Source organism: Pseudomonas guariconensis, assembly GCF_900102675.1.
GTDB lineage: Bacteria > Pseudomonadota > Gammaproteobacteria > Pseudomonadales > Pseudomonadaceae > Aquipseudomonas > Aquipseudomonas guariconensis.
In genome coordinates this window covers 465923-484385 of record NZ_FMYX01000002.1, presented here as the reverse complement: position 1 = coordinate 484385, position 18463 = coordinate 465923, and the positions used below count along the sequence as shown (strand labels likewise).

Here is an 18463-nt window from a genome sequence, read left to right as displayed (position 1 = left end):
GAAATGCGCGCAGATCTGTTGATTGTCGGTGCCGGTATGGTCGGCAGCGCCCTGGCCTTGGCCTTGCGCCACAGCGGCCTGGAAATTCTCCTGCTCGACGGCAGCCCGCTGTCGGTCAAACCCTTCGATGCCCAAGGGCCATTCGAACCCCGCGTCAGCGCACTGTCGGCGGCCAGCCAGCGTATCCTCGAGCGCCTGGGCGCCTGGGAAGGCATCGCCGGGCGCCGGGTCTCGCCGTATACGGACATGCACGTCTGGGATGGCAGCGGTACGGGTCAGATCCACTTCTCGGCAGCCAGCGTGCACGCCCAGGTGCTTGGCCATATCGTCGAGAACCGCGTGGTGCAGGATAGCCTGCTGGAGCGTCTTCACGACAGTGACGTCGGCCTGCTGCCCAATGCTCGCCTGGAGCAGATGCGCCGCTCCGGCGACGAATGGCTGCTGACCCTGGCCGATGGGCGGACCCTGCGTGCGCCGCTGGTGGTGGCCGCCGATGGCGCCAACTCCGCGGTACGCAAGCTGACCGGTTGTGAAACCCGTGAGTGGGATTACCTGCACCACGCCATCGTCACCAGCGTGCGCTGCAGCGAGGCGCACCAGGCCACGGCCTGGCAACGCTTTACCGATGAAGGGCCGCTGGCTTTCCTGCCGTTGTCCCGTGATGACGGGCAGGCCTGGTGCTCGATCGTCTGGTCGACCACGCCGGAGCAGGCCGAGAAACTCATGGCCTTGGATGACGCCGCCTTCTGCGAGGCGCTCGGTCGTGCTTTCGAGGGGCACCTGGGTGAGGTGGTGAGTGCCGATCCACGGCTTTGCGTGCCGCTGCGCCAGCGCCATGCCAAGCGCTATGTGGACGAGGGGCTGGCGCTGATCGGCGACGCCGCGCACACCATCCATCCGCTGGCCGGACAGGGCGTCAACCTGGGCTTTCTGGATGCTGCCGTGTTGGCCGAGGAGCTGGAGCGCGCCTGCGAACGTGGCGAACGGCTCGCCGACGTGAAGGTGCTGAGCCGCTTCGAGCGGCGACGCATGCCGCACAACTTGGCGTTGATGGCAGCGATGGAAGGTTTCGAGCGGCTGTTCCAGGCTGATCCATTGCCGCTGCGCTGGCTACGCAACAGCGGGTTGAAGCTGGTGGAGCAGATGCCGGAGGCAAAGGCGTTGTTCGTGCGCCAGGCGCTGGGGCTTTCCGGGGATCTGCCGGCCTTGGCCAAGGCCTGAGGGCGTCCGGCAACATTCGGTAACGTCTGCGCAGGTGAGGTAGATAATGGGATTCACTACCATTTGCACCTCTCAACTCAGCGAGGAAGACCCCGATGTTGCCACGCAAGCCCCTATTGGCCGCTCTGGCCCTGACCCTGTTCGGCGGCACTGCCCAGGCGGCGGATGAAGTGGTGGTGTATTCCTCGCGCATCGACGAGCTGATCAAGCCAGTGTTCGACGCCTACACCGCCAAGACCGGCGTGAAGATCAAGTTCATCACCGACAAGGAAGCCCCATTGATGCAACGCATCAAGGCCGAGGGCGAGAACGGCGTGGCCGACCTGCTGCTCACCGTCGATGCCGGCAACCTCTGGCAGGCTGAACAAATGGGCATCCTGCAACCGATCAAATCGGACGTCATCGACCAGAACATCCCTTCCCAGTACCGCGCTTCCTCCCACGACTGGACAGGCCTGAGCCTGCGTGCGCGGACCATTGCCTACTCCACCGAGCGGGTAAAACCCCAAGAGCTGACCACCTACGAAGCCCTGGCCGACAAGCAATGGGAAGGCCGTCTGTGCCTGCGCACGGCCAAGAAGGTCTACAACCAGTCGCTGACTGCGACCCTGATCGAGAACCACGGCGAGGCCAAGACCCAGGAAATCATCAAGGGTTGGGTGAACAACCTGTCCACCGATGTGTTCTCCGACGACACCGCCGTGCTCCAGGCCATCGAGGCCGGTCAGTGCGACGTGGGCATCGTCAACACCTATTACTACGGTCGTCTGCACAAGGAAAAGCCCAACCTGCCGGTCAAGCTGTTCTGGCCCAACCAGGGCGACCGTGGCGTGCATGTCAACTTGTCGGGCATCGGCCTGACCAAGCACGCGCCGCACCCGGAGGCGGCGAAGAAGCTGGTCGAGTGGATGACCGGCGTCGAGGCGCAGAAGCTGTTTGCCGACATCAACCAGGAATTCCCGGCCAACCCGAAGGTCCAGCCGTCCGAGGAAGTCGCGGCCTGGGGTAGTTTCAAGGCCGACAGCATTCCGGTGGAAGTGGCCGGCAAACGCCAGGCCGAGGCCATTCGCTTGATGGACCGGGCTGGCTGGAACTAAGACCCAGGCTTTATCCTTCAGGGCCTGCAAAGGCCCTTCGCGGGTAAACCCGCTCCCCAGGAACACCCGCTCCCTCGAGGGTGTTCCTGGGGAGCGGGTTTACCTGCGAACGACCGCGCAGCGGTCGCCATCAGCACAGAGACGTTCGCCTTGCCCCACACCCTCCAACGCCGTTGGTACTTCCCGGTCTTTCTCGTCGCTGCTTTGGTGCTCTTGCCCCTGAGCGTGCTGCTGCTGTCCTGGCAGTCGATCGACGTGCAAATCTGGTCGCACCTGCTCGACACCCAGATGAGCCGCTTGCTGGGCAACACGCTCACGCTGGTGCTGGGAGTGGGCGTCGGGGTGACGGTGCTGGGTGTGAGCCTGGCCTGGCTGACCAGCCTTTGCCAATTCCCCGGCAGGCGGTGGCTGGACTGGGCGCTGATGCTGCCCTTCGCCATCCCAGCCTACGTATTGGCATTCGTCTTCGTCGGCCTGCTCGATTTCGCCGGCCCCGTGCAGACTGCCCTGCGCGAGGTGTTCGGGCCCATGCGCCTGCCTCGGGTGCGCTCCACCGGTGGCGTGATCACCGTGCTGGTGCTGGTGTTCTACCCCTACGTCTATCTGCTGGCGCGTAGCGCCTTCCTGGCCCAAGGCAAAGGGTTGATGGAGGCGGCGCGGGTGCTTGGGCTGTCGCCGCTACAGGCGTTCTGGCGTGTGGCGCTGCCCATGGCCAGGCCCGCCATCGGTGCAGGCATCGCCTTGGCCCTGATGGAGACCCTGGCAGATTTCGGCGCCGTGGCGGTGTTCAACTTCGACACCTTCACCACGGCCATCTACAAGACCTGGTATGGCTTCTTCAGTCTTTCCAGCGCAGCGCAACTGGCCAGCCTGTTGCTGCTGGTGGTGATGCTGGTGCTGTACGGCGAGCGGCGGGCTCGTGGCAAAAGCCGCCATGGCAACGAGCGGCCCCGGGGGCAGGCGCTCTATCACCTGCGTGGCCTGAAAGCGCTGGCGGCTACCGGCTGGTGCCTGTTGGTATTCGCCTGTGCTTTCGTCATCCCGCTGCTGCAATTGCTGGCGTGGTTCTGGCAGCGGGGGCGGCATGACCTTGACGAGCGGTACATTGGCTTGGTGCTGCATACCCTCTACTTGGGCGCCATGGCTGCCTTGATCACGGTCAGCGTGGCCCTGCTGTTGGCCTTTGCGCGGCGTCAGTCGCCAACCCGAGGCATCCGCGCCGGGGTGGGCGTGGCCAACCTGGGCTACGCCCTGCCGGGCTCGGTACTGGCCGTGTCGATCATGCTTGCCTTCAGCTACCTGGACAACCAATGGGTGGTTCCGTTGTCCCGATGGTTGGGCGGCGCCGGCAAACCGTTGTTGCTGGGCAGCCTCTGGGCTTTGCTGCTGGCCTACCTGGTGCGCTTCATGGCCGTGGCCTACGGTCCGCTGGAGAGCAGCCTGGAGCGTATACGGCCGTCGCTGCCGGAGGCTTCGCGCAGTCTGGGGGTCGGTGGCGTGGGGTTGTTTTTCAAGGTGTATCTGCCATTGCTGGTGCCGGGCGCCCTGAGTGCGGCGCTGCTGGTGTTCGTCGATGTGCTCAAGGAGATGCCGGCGACGCTGCTGATGCGACCGTTCGGCTGGGACACCCTCGCCGTCAGGGTGTTCGAGATGACCAGCGAAGGCGAATGGGCACGAGCCTCGCTGCCAGCGTTGACGCTGGTGCTGGTCGGCCTGCTGCCGGTCATCGGGTTGATCCGCCGTTCGGCTCGGCGTCCCGGGCATCGTCACTGAGGGTGCCAGGCTCCGCCCTTGCGGCTACAATGCGCGGCATTCGCTGCGGCGGGTCCTGAACAAGATCAGGCGACGGATCAACGTTGCCGACCGCCGCTGCCTCGCCACGCCCGGAAGGAGAAACCCATGGGACAGCGTACGCCTCTGTATGACCTGCACTTGGCGCTCGGCGCCAAGATGGTCGATTTCGGTGGTTGGGACATGCCCCTGCACTACGGTTCGCAAGTCGAGGAGCACCACCAGGTGCGCAGTGATTGCGGCGTCTTCGATGTATCCCACATGACCGTCATCGATGTTGCCGGCGACCAGGCCACACCCTGGCTGCAACGTTTGCTGGCCAACGATGTGGCCCGTCTGGATAGCCTCGGCAAGGCGCTGTACAGCCCGTTGCTCAACGCCGACGGCGGCGTCATCGACGACCTGATCGCCTACCGCACGGAAATCGGCTATCGCCTGGTGGCCAACGCCGCCACCCGCGACAAGGTCCTCACCTGGCTGCAGGCGCAGAGCGCCGGTTTCGCCATCAACTTCGTCGAGCGCTCCGAGCTCGCCATCCTCGCCATCCAAGGCCCCCATGCCCGCGAAAAAGTCGCCCAGTTGCTCAGTGCCCCGCGTGCTGCACTGGTCCGTGAGCTGCGCCCGTTCGAAGGGGTTGCCGAAGGTGACTGGTTCATTGCCCGCACCGGCTACACCGGCGAGGACGGCCTGGAGATCATCTTCCCCGGCCAGCAGGCGCCAGCCTTCTTCAACGACCTGGTCGGTGCAGGCATTGCGCCGAGCGGCCTAGGTGCGCGCGACACGTTGCGCCTGGAAGCCGGCATGAACCTTTACGGCCAAGACATTGACGAAAACCATACGCCACTGACCTCCAACCTCGGCTGGAGTGTCGCCTGGGAACCGGCCGAGCGCGACTTCATCGGGCGTACCGGCCTGCTTGCGGAAATCGAGCAGGGTGTGCAAGAGAAACTGGTCGGCCTGGTGCTGGAAGAGCGTGGTGTACTGCGCGCCCATCAGGTAGTGCGGGTAGCCGGGATTGGCGAAGGGGAGATCACCAGTGGTAGTTTCTCGCCTACGCTGAGCAAATCCATCGCCTTGGCGCGTGTGCCCATGGCTACGGGCGAGCGTGCCGAGGTGGAGATTCGTGGCAAGTGGTATCCGGTGCGGGTGGTCAAGCCGACCTTCGTGCGCCATGGAAAGATTCTGATCTGAACAATTACCGGCGGGCTGACCGCTGAGCCAATCGAGGAAGACAACAGATGAGCAATATCCCCGCCGAACTGCGTTTTGCCGAAAGCCACGAGTGGGCACGCCTGGAGGCCGATGGCAGCGTGACCGTCGGTATCAGCGATCATGCCCAGCAAGCCCTGGGTGATGTGGTGTTCGTCGAATTGGCAGAAGTGGGCAAGGTGTTTGCCGCTGGCGACGCCGCGGGCGTGGTCGAGTCGGTCAAGGCCGCTTCGGATATCTACGCACCTGTGGCCGGCGAAGTCATCGCCGTCAACGAAGAACTGGCCGACAGCCCTGAGCTGCTCAACGAAGAGCCCTACGCTGCCTGGATCTTCAAGCTCAAGCCAAGCAACCCAGCCGATCTGGACAACCTGCTGGACGCTGCTGGCTACCAAGCTGCCATCGGCGAGTAAGCCTTCCTGGCACAACTAAACCCCTCCTGCAGGCGCGATCCGAGCCCTGCGGGAGCGGGTTTATCCGTGAAGAAGTCACTGGGCAACGCAAGATTTCACGCAGCATGGGCAATCCCTTCCTAGACTTGTAAGTCTCCATGAGACCTGGTCCAGGAAGAGACGATCGCCATGTCCCAGTCGCCATCCTTGAGTCAACTGCAAGAGCTCAACCCCTTCCTGCGTCGTCACCTGGGGCCTGATGCCTCAGAGCAGAAGGCCATGCTCGATGCCCTCGGCATCGCCAGTCGCACCGAACTGATCGAACAGACCGTCCCCCCGGGCATCCGCCTGGCCCGCCCGCTGGACCTTCCGCCCGCCCTGGATGAGCAAGCTGCCCTGGCCAAACTGGCTGGGTACGCGGAGCAGAACCAGATCTGGACCAGCCTGATCGGCATGGGTTACCACGGCACCGTCACGCCCACCGTCATTCTGCGCAATGTGCTGGAGAATCCGGGCTGGTACACCGCCTACACGCCTTACCAGCCGGAAATCGCCCAAGGGCGGCTGGAGGCGCTGCTGAACTTCCAGCAAATGGTGATCGACCTCACCGGCCTGGCCCTGGCCAATGCCTCGTTGCTCGATGAAGCCACTGCGGCGGCCGAGGCCATGGCCCTGGCCAAGCGGATGGCCAAGAGCAAAAGCAATGTCTTCTTTGCCGACGAGCACTGCCATCCGCAAACACTCTCGGTGCTGCGCACTCGCGCCGAGGGGTTCGGCTTCGAACTGATCGTCGATTCACTGGACAACCTGGCCAAGCATCAGGTGTTCGGCGCCTTGATGCAGTATCCCGACACCCATGGGGAAGTGCGCGACCTGCGTCCACTGATCGAGCAATTGCATGGCCAACACGCCTTGGCCTGCGTCGCGGCGGATATCCTCAGCCTGGTGGTGCTGACCCCACCCGGTGAGCTGGGGGCCGATGTGGTGCTGGGTTCGACCCAGCGTTTTGGCGTACCCATGGGCTATGGCGGCCCCCATGCCGCATATTTCGCCTGTCGTGATGAGTTCAAGCGCGCGATGCCGGGGCGCATCATCGGCGTCTCGCGCGATGCTCGCGGCAATACCGCCCTGCGCATGGCCTTGCAGACCCGCGAGCAGCACATCCGCCGCGAGAAGGCCAATTCCAACATCTGCACCGCTCAGGTGCTGCTGGCCAACATCGCCGGGTTCTACGCGGTCTATCATGGTCCTGAAGGGCTCAGGCGCATCGCTCAGCGCGTGCATCGGCTGACGTTCGTCCTGGCCGCAGGCCTCGAAGCCAAGGGCATCAAGCGGGTGAACCAGCACTTCTTCGATACCTTGACCCTCGACGTTGGCGGTACCCAGGCGGCGATCATCGAAAGCGCCGAGAAGGCCCGGATCAATTTGCGCATTCTCGGGCGCGGACACCTGGGCGTCAGCCTGGACGAGACCTGCACCGAGGCGACGGTCATGCGTCTGTTCGATGTCTTCTTGGGCGTCGACCATGGCCTGCGCATCGCCGACCTCGACGCCCAGGCGCTCCCCGAAGGCATTCCGGGGGCGCTGGTCCGGCGTACGCCGTTGCTCACCCATCCGGTGTTCAATCTGCACCACAGCGAAACCGAGATGCTGCGCTACCTCAAGCAGCTGGAGAACAAGGACCTGGCGCTGAACCAGTCGATGATCCCGCTGGGCTCGTGCACCATGAAGCTCAATGCCACCAGCGAGATGATCCCCATCACCTGGCCTGGCTTCGCCTCGCTGCACCCCTTCGTCCCGGCCGGCCAGGCCCAGGGCTACAAGGCCATGATCGACGAGCTGGAAAGCTGGTTGTGCGCCATCACCGGCTTCGATGCCATCTGCATGCAGCCCAACTCGGGCGCCCAAGGCGAATATGCAGGGCTGATGGCAATCACCCGCTATCACCAGAGTCGCCATCAGCCGCAGCGGACCCTGTGCCTGATTCCATCATCGGCGCACGGCACCAACCCTGCATCGGCGCAGATGGCTGGCATGGAGGTGGTGATCGTTGACTGCGACGATGATGGCAACGTCGACCTCGGCGACCTCAAGGCCAAGGCGCGCGCTGCTGGCGATAGACTTTCCTGCCTGATGATCACCTACCCCTCGACCCATGGGGTGTATGAAGAAGGCATTCGTGAGATCTGTGAGGTGATCCACCAGCAGGGGGGCCAGGTGTACATGGACGGCGCCAACCTCAATGCCCAGGTCGGCCTGACACGGCCGGCCGACATCGGTGCCGATGTCTCGCACATGAACCTGCACAAGACCTTCTGCATCCCCCATGGCGGCGGGGGGCCCGGCATGGGGCCGATCGGGGTGCGTGCCCACCTCAAGGCGTTCGTTGCCAGCCACCCGGTGGTGCCGGTGCCAGGGCTCGACCCGAACAATAGCGCAGTCAGCGCCGCGCCCTGGGGCAGTGCGAGCATCTTGCCGATCAGCTGGATGTACATCGCGATGATGGGGCCGCAACTGGCCGATGCCAGTGAGGTGGCGATTCTTTCAGCCAACTACCTGGCTCACCAGCTCGATGGGGCATTCCCGGTGTTGTACCGGGGGCGCAACGAGCGTGTCGCCCACGAGTGCATCCTCGATCTGCGCCCGCTCAAGGCGCTGACTGGAATCACCGAGGAGGACGTGGCCAAGCGCCTGATGGACTACGGCTTCCATGCCCCGACCATGTCCTTCCCGGTGCCGGGTACCTTGATGGTCGAGCCTACCGAGAGCGAATCCAAGGCTGAGCTGGACCGCTTTGTCGAGGCGATGCTGGCGATCCGGGCGGAGATCGATGAAGTGAAGGAAGGCAACTGGCCCGCCGAGGACAACCCGCTCAAGCATGCCCCCCATACCCTGGCCGATGTGCTGGCGCCCTGGACGCGCCCCTACAGCCTGGAGCAAGGCGTAGCTCCCAGTGCTCATGTGCGCTTGCACAAGTATTGGCCAGCGGTGAACCGGGTCGACAATGTGTATGGGGACAGGAACCTGTTCTGCTCGTGCGTGCCGGTGGAGGCGTATCGCTGAGGCTGATGCTAGGCCACCCAAGGTAGGTAGGAAGCAGAGGGAAATGGGCGATTGAAGCAGCGGTTAGATGACCCCAGCATCTGAGTCGTCTGCTTGCGGGTCAGCCGCTCCCACAGGGCCAGCGCGGACCAGTGGGAGCGGGTTTACCCGCGAACAAGACGCCACGGAGCAAGACCGTTGCTCATACAGGCCCGAGATGGATCTGTCGGAAGGACCCTGCGGTGTTACTCGACGACGGCGTTCTTGGCCAGGATAGCGTTGGCCAGGTCCATGTCGGTCGCTTGCATGCCAGGGTTGTCGGCGCGCACCTTACGGAGCGCTGCCTCCAGGTATGGCCCGCGGATGGCGCCTTCGCTGGCAACGAAGCTGCCGGCATCGTCTTGGGCGGCCACGACCATCTTGTGGTCTTTGGAGGTCAGGTAGCTCGACGCGGTGGTCGCGCCGGAAGTCATGACGTTACGCCAGAAGGTATCGGCCATGGCGGAGCCAACAGGCAGCGAGAGCAGGGCGGCGGCTGCGATGGCGGTTTTGAGACGCATGGTGCATTCACCTCGAGTGGTGAGGGTTGTGGGAATGGCCGTTTGGATCGTGTCTGAGTGACGCAAGTTCCCTGAATACAAGGGAATTTTGCTCAGGAGCAGACCCTGAGCACCTCCGCCAGGCTGGTCTGTCCGGCGCTGATTTTCACCTCCCCGCAGTGGCGCAGGTCCTGCAAACCTTCCGCCAGAGCCATCCGACGCAGGGCGGCCAGATCGCTGTTGGAGCCGATACTGGCGCGCAGGCCTTCGCTTGGGATCAACAGCTCGAACAGCCCCGTGCGGCCATGAAACCCCGTCCCTCGGCAAGCACGACAGGCAACACCGTCGAGGGCCGCCGTGCCCTGGCAGTCGCCGCAGAAGGTACGCACCAGGCGCTGGGCCATGACGCCGAGCAGTGTGGCTTTGAGCAGGTAGTCCGCCACACCCAGCTCCTGTAGACGGGTGATCGCGCTGCAGGTGTCGTCGGTGTGAAGGGTGGACAGCACCAGATGTCCCGTCAGGGCTGCTTGCACCGCGACCTGGGCGGTCTCGCGATCACGTATCTCACCGATCATGATGATGTCCGGATCCTGGCGCAGCAGGGCGCGCACGCCATTGGCAAACCCCAGGTCGAGGCTCGGCTGGACCTGCAGCTGGTTGAACGCAGGCTCCAGACGCTCGATAGGGTCTTCGATGGTGCACAGGTTGACCTGGGGCGTGGCCAGTTGGCGTAGGCTGGCGTAGAGCGTGCTGGTCTTGCCCGAGCCTGTGGGGCCTGTGACCAGGACGATACCCTGGCGGTGGTTCAGCAGCCCTTGCCATTGGCGTAGCAAGTCGCCCTCCAGGCCCAAGTGGTGAAAGTCCTGGTGCGATTGTTGGGAGTCGAACAGCCGCAGTACCAGTTTTTCGCCGAAAGGCGTGGGTAATGTGGACAGCCGCAGTTCCACGTCGCCCCCCCCCGGCAGACGGCTTTTCAGTCGACCGTCCTGGGGGCGGCGCTTTTCTGCGACATCCATGCGCCCCAAGTGCTTGAGGCGGCTGACCAACGCCAGGGTGACACCTGCCGGAAAGGCATAGACCGTATGCAGCAAGCCATCTATGCGATATCGCAGCTGGCCCTGTTCTCGGCGCGGTTCGAGGTGGATATCGCTGGCGCGCTGTTCGATGGCGTACTGCAGCAGCCAGTCGACGATGTGCACGATGTGGGCGTCGTCGGCGCTGGCCTCAGTGTGGCGCTGGCCGAGCTCCAGCAGATGCTCCAGTTCACCCAGGCCAGTGGTCTGCTGGCGCTGTGCGCCCTTGACCGAGTGGGCCAGGCGAACGAAGGTCTGGGCCAATTGGCGAACCTGCACCGGGCTGGCCAGTACGCGGCGGATCGGCTTGCCCAGGCTGCGGACCAAGTCGGCCTCCCATTCGCACTGGTAGGGTTGGGCGCTGGCCACCGTGACGCAGCTGTCGTCCACAGCCACGGCGAGGATGCCGTGGCGCTGGGCGAAAGCTGGCGACATCAGGCCGCTGACCTGCTGCAGGTCGACTTGCAGTGGGTCTATGCGCATGAACGGTTGGCCGGCCCGGTTGGCGAGCCATTGGCAGAGGATGTCCAGGTCCAGGCGTCGGTCGGGGTGGCGACGGTCATGGAGGTCGAGGCTGGCGATGGTCTCGAGCGGATGCTGATCTGGGTGGCGGTGGGCCTGTTCGAGAACGCGCAGGGTGTCGCTGGCGTCCAGGTGCTGTTCGATGAGCAGGGCGTCGAGCACTCGGCTCAGGTCAAGGGCGTGGGTGTCGTCGGTATACATAGATGGCTTCCTTGCCAGGGTGGATCGGTCCCGGGGAAGGCTAGCCGGCGTCAGGTGAAGGAGTCGGGGCAAAAAGTGTCTGGATCTTGCTCAGAGAAGCCGAACGAGGCCACCCCCGTCTCGCAGTCCTCAGCTTGCAGCCACCTCGGCCATCCGCGGCATGTTCTCAAGGCGCACTTCACCGACACACACCAGGTTGCGCAATTTCTGTGCAATGACTTCGGCCCGATGCCAGCTAAGTCCGTCCACACCCACTTCGATATCCAGCAGATCGTCCTGCTGTTGCACATGGACGCTGTGCGGAGTCAGAAACTGCAACGCGAACAGATTGAGCACCCGGCACAGGCTGTCCGGCTCGGCCTCGGCCTGCAGGCGATAGCGTGCGGTGCAGTGAGCGGCGCTGGCGGCCCAGGTGTCGGTGCGTTGCGGGGTGTCGGGGCGTTCGAGTGCGTTCATGCCGATCTCCATCGTCGAGGGAGAAATTCTGGCAGGTCGAGGGGGGTATTTTTTCGCTATGATTCCAGCCAATCGCCCCTTGGTAGCTATTTCTATTCGAATCTGTGCGAAATGGAGAATTATTCATGCAAAGCGACCTTGACGCTTACGATCGCCGCATCCTGGAGCTGTTACAAGAGGATGCTTCGCTGTCCAGCGCGCAGATCGCCGAGCGTATCGGCCTTTCGCAATCGCCGTGCTGGCGGCGCATACAGCGCTTGAAGGACGAGGGGATCATTCGTGGCCAGGTGACCTTGCTCGACCGCAAGAAGGTTGGCCTCAATACGCAGATCTTTGCCGAGGTTAAGCTCAATGCCCATGGGCGTTCTAACTTCACCGAGTTCACTGAGGCGATCCGGGGTTTTCCGCAGGTGCTGGAGTGTTATGTGCTAATGGGATCGGTTGATTTCCTGCTGCGCATCGTCACGCCGGACATCGAAGCCTACGAACGGTTCTTCTTCGAGAAATTGTCCAACGTGCCAGGGATCCAGGAAGTCAATTCGATCGTGGCCCTGTCCGAAATCAAATCCACCACCAGCCTGCCGTTATCGAGGTGAAGCGTTCACAGGGGAACCCGCGCTCACAGGGCTGCGCAAAACCAGGATCTGCGCCGTATCTGTAGGAACGGGTCCACCCGTGAAGTAGCGAGCCGGTATCAAACTTTGAGCAAATGCTTCCAGCCCCTGCTCTGATCGATGACGCGGGCCTGCTCGATCCGCGCCTCCAGCAGTTCATCGCTGATCGGCAGTTCCGCCAGCTCATGTAGCTTCTTCAGGTCGCCATACAGCCGGTCCATCTGCGGCGCCTCGAGGACGTGACGCGCGTGGTGCAGCCAGGCCAGCAATTGCTCGATGCGCGGCAGTTGCTCGGCAAGGTCTTCTGGACGCTGGGCATACAGCGGCAACTTCAGCGAACGGCCTTCCTCGCCCAGCAGGTGCGCCAGCCAGCTGGCCAGGTGCGCCTTGCCCTGGCGCTCGCCCCGGCCGGCGCGCTCGACGGTCCAGGTACGGGCCAGCAGCCAGCGCGAGGTTTCCAGGGAGAACTGACCCCAGCGAGTGTCTTCGAGCTCGTCGGCGAACTGCTCGGGGGCGGCGCGGCGGACGTCTTCGTCGTCGTTGCCGGCCTGTACCAACGGACGCCAGTCTTCCAGCAGGGCGTCCAGGCGCAGACGTAGGTCACGTGTGGTCGCGCGGGGGGCGGCCTGGCCCAGAGTGCTGACCAGGGCACGCAGCTCGGCCAGGCACTGCACCCAGTCCTGCAGCAGGCGCCAATGGCCGCTGTGACGGTACTGCTCGGCCAGGCGCTGGCTACTGCCGAGCAACTGCCAGGCCAGCGCCGCGAAGGCGTCGTCCACCGAGGTTTCGGCTTCAAGTTCGGTGTTCGGCAAACTCAGCTCATAGCTTTCGGGCTCGAGCAGGCGGTAGCCGCGCTCGGCTTTGCTGATGTCGCAGGGCATCAGCGGCAGACTGGCGGCCAGTTCGGCGGCCAGTTCCAGCAGCGCTTCAGGGGCACCTTCGCGCAGCTCAAGCTCCAGCTCGCAGATTTCTTCCTTGCGCTTGCCAGCGATGACGAAGCCTTGGTCAAGGGCGGCTTCGATCACCACCTTGGCTTTGCCACGACCCCAGGCGATCTCGGCGAATTCGCGGGTGAAGTCGGTGGTGAACAGCGGCTTGATGGTCTTTTTGTCCAGCCCCGCTAGCTGCTCTGGCCAGCAGGTGTGGTCGAGCTTCTTGAGGTCCAGCTTGACCTTGTCCAGGTGCCATTCGTGTTCGTTGCGCTCGGACAGCCCGGCCACGCTCTGGCCGCGGCACTTGAGGGTCTGGATGATGACCTCGCCGTCCCGACGCAGGCGCAGGGCAACGCGGGCAGCCGCGAGGTCGCGGTCTGGGGTGTCGAAGTACTGGTTGAGCAGTTCGCGGGTCTGCCAGCCGGACTTGTTGCGCTTCTTCAGCAGGGGGTGCTCGCGCAGGGCGGCAAGGGTCTCGCGGCTGGCGCGGAGCTTGAGTTCGGTTTCTTTGTGCATCGCAGACTCGAAGGAGGGGGCATCGTTGTCGTGCAGTCTACAGGAGTCGGCTCCCGGCTGTTGGGTTGTTCCGGGGACGGGATGCATTGCTATGATGGGCCTCGAGCCCGAGGAGAGCGCTTATGCCCCTGCCGTCGCTGAAAGACCAGTTCGCCGCCCTGATCGCCGCACCGTCGGTCAGTTGCACCCAGGCTGCGCTGGACCAGTCCAACCGTCAGGTCATCGACTTGCTGGCCGGCTGGCTTGGCGATCTTGGCTTTGTCTGCGAGATCCGCCAGGTAACGCCTGGCAAGTTCAATCTGCTGGCCAGCCGTGGCACGGGCCCCGGCGGCCTGGTGTTGGCCGGACACAGCGACACCGTGCCCTATGATCCACAACTGTGGGCCAGCGATCCGCTCAAGCTGACCGAGGTCGATGGCCGCTGGGTGGGCTTGGGCAGTTGCGACATGAAAGGCTTCTTTGCGCTGGTCATCGAGGCCGTGTTGCCGCTGTTGGAACACGATTTCAAGCAACCGCTGCTGATTCTTGCGACCTGCGACGAGGAGAGCTCGATGTCCGGCGCCCGCGCCCTGGCTGAGGCCGGTCAGCCCCTAGGCCGCGCGGCAGTGATCGGTGAGCCCACGGGCTTGCGGCCGATTCGCATGCACAAGGGCATCCTCATGGACCGTATCGACATCCTGGGACGCAGCGGGCATTCCTCTGACCCAAGCCTTGGGCACAGTGCCCTTGAGGCGATGCATGCGGTGATGGGCGAGCTGATGGGCCTTCGCCAGCAATGGCAGCAGGCCTACCGCAACCCGCAGTTCAGCGTGCCGACCCCGACGATGAACTTTGGTTGCATCCACGGCGGCGACAACCCTAATCGCATCTGCGGCCAATGCGCCCTGGAGTTCGACCTGCGTCCGCTGCCTGGCATGGATGTCGAACAGCTGCGCGCGGCGATCCGGGAAAAACTCGTGCCGGTGGCCGAACGCCACGAAGTGCGCATCGACTATGCGCCGTTGTTTCCGGAAGTCCCACCGTTCGAGCAGGCCGCCGACGCCGAACTGGTGCAATTGGCCGAACGTCTGACCGGCCATCGCGCCGAGGCAGTGGCCTTTGGCACCGAAGCGCCTTATCTTCAACAACTGGGCTGCCAGACCATCGTGCTGGGCCCGGGCGACATTGCCTGTGCCCACCAGCCGGGCGAATACCTTGAAATGTCACGTATCGAGCCTACCGTGCGTCTATTGCGTGATCTGATCCGGCACTATTGCCTGAGCTAGGGTCTGTATGAAATGTGTTCGCCCGCGCGTACACGCGCATTGGAGCCCTGTTCCAACGCAGCATGGGCCAGAGCGGATACATTTCGTACAACGCCTAAACGTCCATTGACCTGATTCGTCCCTGCCTAGAGGAGACCGCGCGTGACCGCAAGCCTGTTCCGACGATGATTTTGAACGCCGCCGTTTGTTCGCCGTTCTCCGTTCACTTATCCACAGGCCTTGTCATGCCCGATTACGTCAACTGGCTGCGCCATGCTTCTCCCTACATCAACGCTCATCGCGACTGCACCTTCGTGGTCATGCTCCCAGGCGATGGCGTGGAACACCCCAATTTCGGCAACATCGTCCACGACCTGGTGCTGCTGCATAGCCTCGGCGTGCGGCTGGTGCTGGTCCATGGCTCGCGTCCGCAAATCGAGAGCCGCCTGGCCGATCGCGGCCTGACACCTCATTATCATCGCGGCATGCGTGTCACCGACGCGGCGACCCTGGACTGCGTGATCGATGCCGTCGGCGCCCTGCGCCTGGCCATCGAGGCGCGCCTGTCGATGGACATCGCCGCCTCGCCGATGCAAGGCTCGCGGCTGCGGGTGGCGTCGGGCAATCTGGTCACCGCCCGGCCGATCGGGGTGCTCGAAGGGGTCGACTATCACCACACCGGCGAGGTGCGGCGGATCGACCGCAAGGGCATCAACCGCCTGCTCGACGAGCGCTCCATCGTGTTGCTGTCGCCCTTGGGCTATTCGCCTACCGGCGAGATCTTCAATCTGGCCTGCGAAGACGTGGCGACCCGCGCCGCCATCGAGCTTGGCGCCGACAAACTGCTGCTGTTCGGTGCCGAACCCGGCTTGCTGGACGAGCAGGGCAAGCTGGTGCGTGAGCTGCGTCCACAACAGGTACCCGCGCATCTGCAACGCTTGGGCAGCGACTATCAGGGCGAACTGCTCGATGCCGCCGCCGAAGCCTGCAAGGGCGGTGTGGCGCGCAGTCACATCGTCAGCTATGCCGAGGACGGCGCGCTGCTGACCGAGCTGTTCACGCGTGGCGGCGGGGGCACGCTGGTGTCCCAGGAGCAGTTCGAAGTGGTGCGTGAGGCGACCATCGACGATGTGGGCGGTTTGCTGGAGCTGATCAGTCCGCTGGAGGAGCAGGGGATCCTGGTGCGGCGCTCGCGTGAAGTGTTGGAGCGAGAGATCGAGCAGTTCAGCGTCGTCGAGCGCGAAGGCATGATCATCGCCTGCGCGGCGCTGTATCCGATCGCCGATTCCGACGCAGGAGAGCTGGCGTGCCTGGCGGTGAACCCTGAATATCGCCATGGCGGACGTGGCGACGAGTTGCTGGAGCGGATCGAGAGCCGGGCACGGCAGCAGGGCCTTAGCACCTTGTTCGTGCTCACCACCCGTACCGCGCATTGGTTCCGTGAACGCGGCTTCGCGCCCAGTGGGGTGGAGCGGCTGCCGGCGGCGCGGGCATCGCTGTACAACTACCAGCGCAATTCGAAGATTTTCGAGAAGCCGCTTTGAGACTGTGCTGATCTCTTCGCGGGCGACACGGTCCCGGAATGAAAAACGCCGCCCCTTGGGGCGGCGTTTTCGTTTACACGGTATGCAGGTACCAGTTGTACTCGAGGTCGGAGATCGAGTGCTCGAACTCCTCCAGCTCGCTCTCCTTGCACGCGACGAAGATGTCGATGTACTTCGGATCGATGTACTTGTTCAGGATTTCGCTGTCGTCCAGCTCGCGCAGGGCATCGCGCAGGTTGTTCGGCAGGCTCTGCTCCAGCTGTTCGTACGAGTTGCCTTCGATCGGCTCACCCGGCTCGACCTTGTTGGTCAGGCCATGGTGCACACCGGCCAATACGGCGGCCATCATCAGGTACGGGTTGGCGTCGGCACCGGCCACGCGGTGCTCGATGCGCACGGCATCCGGCGAACCGGTTGGCACGCGCAGGGCTACGGTACGGTTGTCCAGGCCCCAGCTCGGCGCATTCGGCACATAGAACTGTGCACCGAAGCGACGGTACGAGTTGACGTTCGGGCACAGGAACGCCATGGACGCGGGCAGGGTCTCGAGCACACCGCCGACAGCGTGACGTAGCGCGGCGTTCTGCTCGGGATCCTCGCTGGTGAAGATGTTGTTGCCATCTTTGTCCAGCACGGAGATGTGTACATGCAGGCCATTGCCCGCCTGGCCCGGGTAGGGCTTGGCCATGAAGGTGGTGTCCATCTCATGGTCGTAGGCGATGTTCTTGATAAGGCGCTTGAGCAGTACGGCGTAGTCACAGGCCTTGAGCGGATCGGGGACGTGATGCAGGTTGACTTCGAACTGGGCCGGGGCGCTTTCCTTGACGATGGCGTCGGCCGGAATGCCTTGCTCCTTGGCGCCTTCGAGGATGTCCTGCAGGCAATCGGCATACTCGTCCAGGTCGTCGATCAGATACACCTGGGTCGATTGCGGACGCTTGCCCGAGATTGGCGAACGCGGCGGCTGGGGACGGCCGTTCACGTTTTCCTGGTCGATCAGGTAGAACTCGAGCTCGAAAGCTGCGCAGATCGTCAGGCCCATCTCGGTGAACTTGTTCACCACTTGGCGCAGGACCTCGCGCGGGTCGGCGAAGAACGGCTCGCCTTCCAGTTCGTGCATGGTCATCAGCAGTTGAGCGGTGGGGCGCTTCTGCCAGGGTTCGTTGGAGAGGGTGCCGGGGATCGGGTAGCAGATGCGGTCGGCATCGCCGATGTCCAGGCCAAGGCCGGTGCTTTCGACGGTGGAACCGTTGATATCCAGGGCGAAGAGGGAGGCGGGCAGGTTGATGCCTTTCTCGTAAACCTTGTGGAGGCTGGTGCGCTCTATGCGCTTGCCGCGCACCACACCATTCATATCTGCAATCAGAAGGTCAACGTAGAGAACCTCAGGATGTTCCTTAAGGAACGCGTTCGCTTCGTTAAGCTGAACGGCACGCGGGGGTACCGACATGATGCAACACCTTTGTTGTTAAAAATATCAATCAAGGGGGGCTTGCAAGCCCAGTCAATCCGAAAGACCTAGCGAAGTCAAGCCAACCCCATGATGCCCCGAAATGGCACAGCAACGGCAGAAATGCTGCATCTGGGGGCAACTCATTATCCGCTATTTTGGCCCCAAAGGGCTATCGCAGGCTGAGCGTGGTTTATTTTTTACGGAGTGGTTGTGTAAAAAAATGAACAAGGCTAAGCTCGGCCTCAACCCAGAACACAATAATACGAGGGTCACATGGTCCGCCTGCCGAGACCTGAAAGCGCTGCCTGCGCCGCGCACACAGGTGTTCCCAGCATTCGCCGCGAAGGCTGCGCACGCATCGAGTCCTGCGCGCGCGCTCTGCTCGCAATAATTGACGGCTGGTCAGGTCCATCCTCCGTTCGTAGCAGTTTCCTGCACGTCCTTTCGCTTCTCTGCCCTTTGTTTGTATCGCGGACACGCTTGTTTCGAGTGTATCTGCTGTCGTCTTGCGCGTGGGTTTTTGCTTTAGCCAAGCACTGCATCCAGAATCAAGGCGCGGGTCTGCCATGGCATTTGCGGCCAGGCAGCGTCCGTCTTGATCGACGCCAGGCGTCAGC

The 18463-nt window shown here is 63.4% G+C and carries 14 protein-coding genes; 9 read left to right on the top strand and 5 right to left on the bottom strand.

Annotated features, from left to right (window positions below; all coding sequences use genetic code 11):
* Nucleotides 1-3 precede the first annotated feature (3 nt).
* From BLS27_RS05075 to gcvP, 6 genes are all read left to right on the top strand, one after another.
* Nucleotides 4-1221, top strand: coding sequence for a 2-octaprenyl-3-methyl-6-methoxy-1,4-benzoquinol hydroxylase (locus BLS27_RS05075; RefSeq protein ID WP_167358063.1), 1218 nt, complete (start codon nucleotides 4-6; stop codon nucleotides 1219-1221).
* A gap of 95 nt (nucleotides 1222-1316) precedes the next feature.
* Nucleotides 1317-2318, top strand: coding sequence for an extracellular solute-binding protein (locus BLS27_RS05070; protein ID WP_070571787.1), 1002 nt, complete (start codon nucleotides 1317-1319; stop codon nucleotides 2316-2318).
* A 150-nt stretch (nucleotides 2319-2468) separates the two neighbouring features.
* A complete protein-coding gene (locus BLS27_RS05065) occupies nucleotides 2469-4091 on the top strand; it encodes an ABC transporter permease (RefSeq protein ID WP_070571786.1) in 1623 nt (540 codons plus the stop codon).
* A 126-nt stretch (nucleotides 4092-4217) separates the two neighbouring features.
* The gene (gene gcvT, locus BLS27_RS05060) at nucleotides 4218-5300 is read left to right on the top strand and encodes a glycine cleavage system aminomethyltransferase GcvT (protein ID WP_043211562.1); all 1083 of its coding nucleotides are present in this window, start codon (nucleotides 4218-4220) and stop codon (nucleotides 5298-5300) included.
* Between the two features lie 47 nt (nucleotides 5301-5347).
* Nucleotides 5348-5731, top strand: a complete 384-nt coding sequence (gene gcvH / locus BLS27_RS05055; protein WP_090343470.1) for a glycine cleavage system protein GcvH — start codon at nucleotides 5348-5350, stop codon at nucleotides 5729-5731.
* 168 nt (nucleotides 5732-5899) lie between these two features.
* Nucleotides 5900-8773 carry an aminomethyl-transferring glycine dehydrogenase gene (gene gcvP / locus BLS27_RS05050; RefSeq protein ID WP_090343467.1) on the top strand — a complete coding sequence of 958 codons (2874 nt, stop codon included), beginning with the start codon at nucleotides 5900-5902 and terminating at the stop codon, nucleotides 8771-8773.
* 224 nt (nucleotides 8774-8997) lie between these two features.
* Here the strand turns inward: gcvP and BLS27_RS05045 are convergent, their stop codons facing one another.
* From BLS27_RS05045 to BLS27_RS05035, 3 genes are all read right to left on the bottom strand, one after another.
* Nucleotides 8998-9312 (bottom strand): DUF2388 domain-containing protein, encoded by a 315-nt coding sequence (locus BLS27_RS05045; RefSeq protein ID WP_043211555.1) that lies wholly within the window; start codon nucleotides 9310-9312, stop codon nucleotides 8998-9000.
* A gap of 92 nt (nucleotides 9313-9404) precedes the next feature.
* Nucleotides 9405-11087 carry a GspE/PulE family protein gene (locus BLS27_RS05040; protein WP_043211553.1) on the bottom strand — a complete coding sequence of 561 codons (1683 nt, stop codon included), beginning with the start codon at nucleotides 11085-11087 and terminating at the stop codon, nucleotides 9405-9407.
* Nucleotides 11088-11216: 129 nt separating this feature from the next.
* Nucleotides 11217-11543, bottom strand: a complete 327-nt coding sequence (locus tag BLS27_RS05035; RefSeq protein WP_043211552.1) for a hypothetical protein — start codon at nucleotides 11541-11543, stop codon at nucleotides 11217-11219.
* A 125-nt stretch (nucleotides 11544-11668) separates the two neighbouring features.
* Between BLS27_RS05035 and BLS27_RS05030 the strand changes: the two genes are divergently transcribed.
* The gene (locus BLS27_RS05030; RefSeq protein ID WP_090343465.1) at nucleotides 11669-12139 is read left to right on the top strand and encodes an Lrp/AsnC family transcriptional regulator; all 471 of its coding nucleotides are present in this window, start codon (nucleotides 11669-11671) and stop codon (nucleotides 12137-12139) included.
* 98 nt (nucleotides 12140-12237) lie between these two features.
* Here the strand turns inward: BLS27_RS05030 and BLS27_RS05025 are convergent, their stop codons facing one another.
* A complete protein-coding gene (locus tag BLS27_RS05025; protein WP_090343462.1) occupies nucleotides 12238-13605 on the bottom strand; it encodes a CYTH domain-containing protein in 1368 nt (455 codons plus the stop codon).
* 122 nt (nucleotides 13606-13727) lie between these two features.
* Here BLS27_RS05025 and argE point away from each other — a divergent pair, with 122 nt between their 5' ends.
* Nucleotides 13728-14870, top strand: a complete 1143-nt coding sequence (argE, locus tag BLS27_RS05020) for an acetylornithine deacetylase (RefSeq protein WP_043211548.1) — start codon at nucleotides 13728-13730, stop codon at nucleotides 14868-14870.
* 224 nt (nucleotides 14871-15094) lie between these two features.
* Nucleotides 15095-16393: an amino-acid N-acetyltransferase gene (argA, locus tag BLS27_RS05015; RefSeq protein WP_043211546.1), complete on the top strand. Its 1299-nt coding sequence runs from the start codon at nucleotides 15095-15097 to the stop codon at nucleotides 16391-16393.
* A gap of 73 nt (nucleotides 16394-16466) precedes the next feature.
* Here the strand turns inward: argA and BLS27_RS05010 are convergent, their stop codons facing one another.
* A complete protein-coding gene (locus BLS27_RS05010; RefSeq protein WP_043211544.1) occupies nucleotides 16467-17843 on the bottom strand; it encodes a glutamine synthetase family protein in 1377 nt (458 codons plus the stop codon).
* Nucleotides 17844-18463 lie beyond the last annotated feature (620 nt).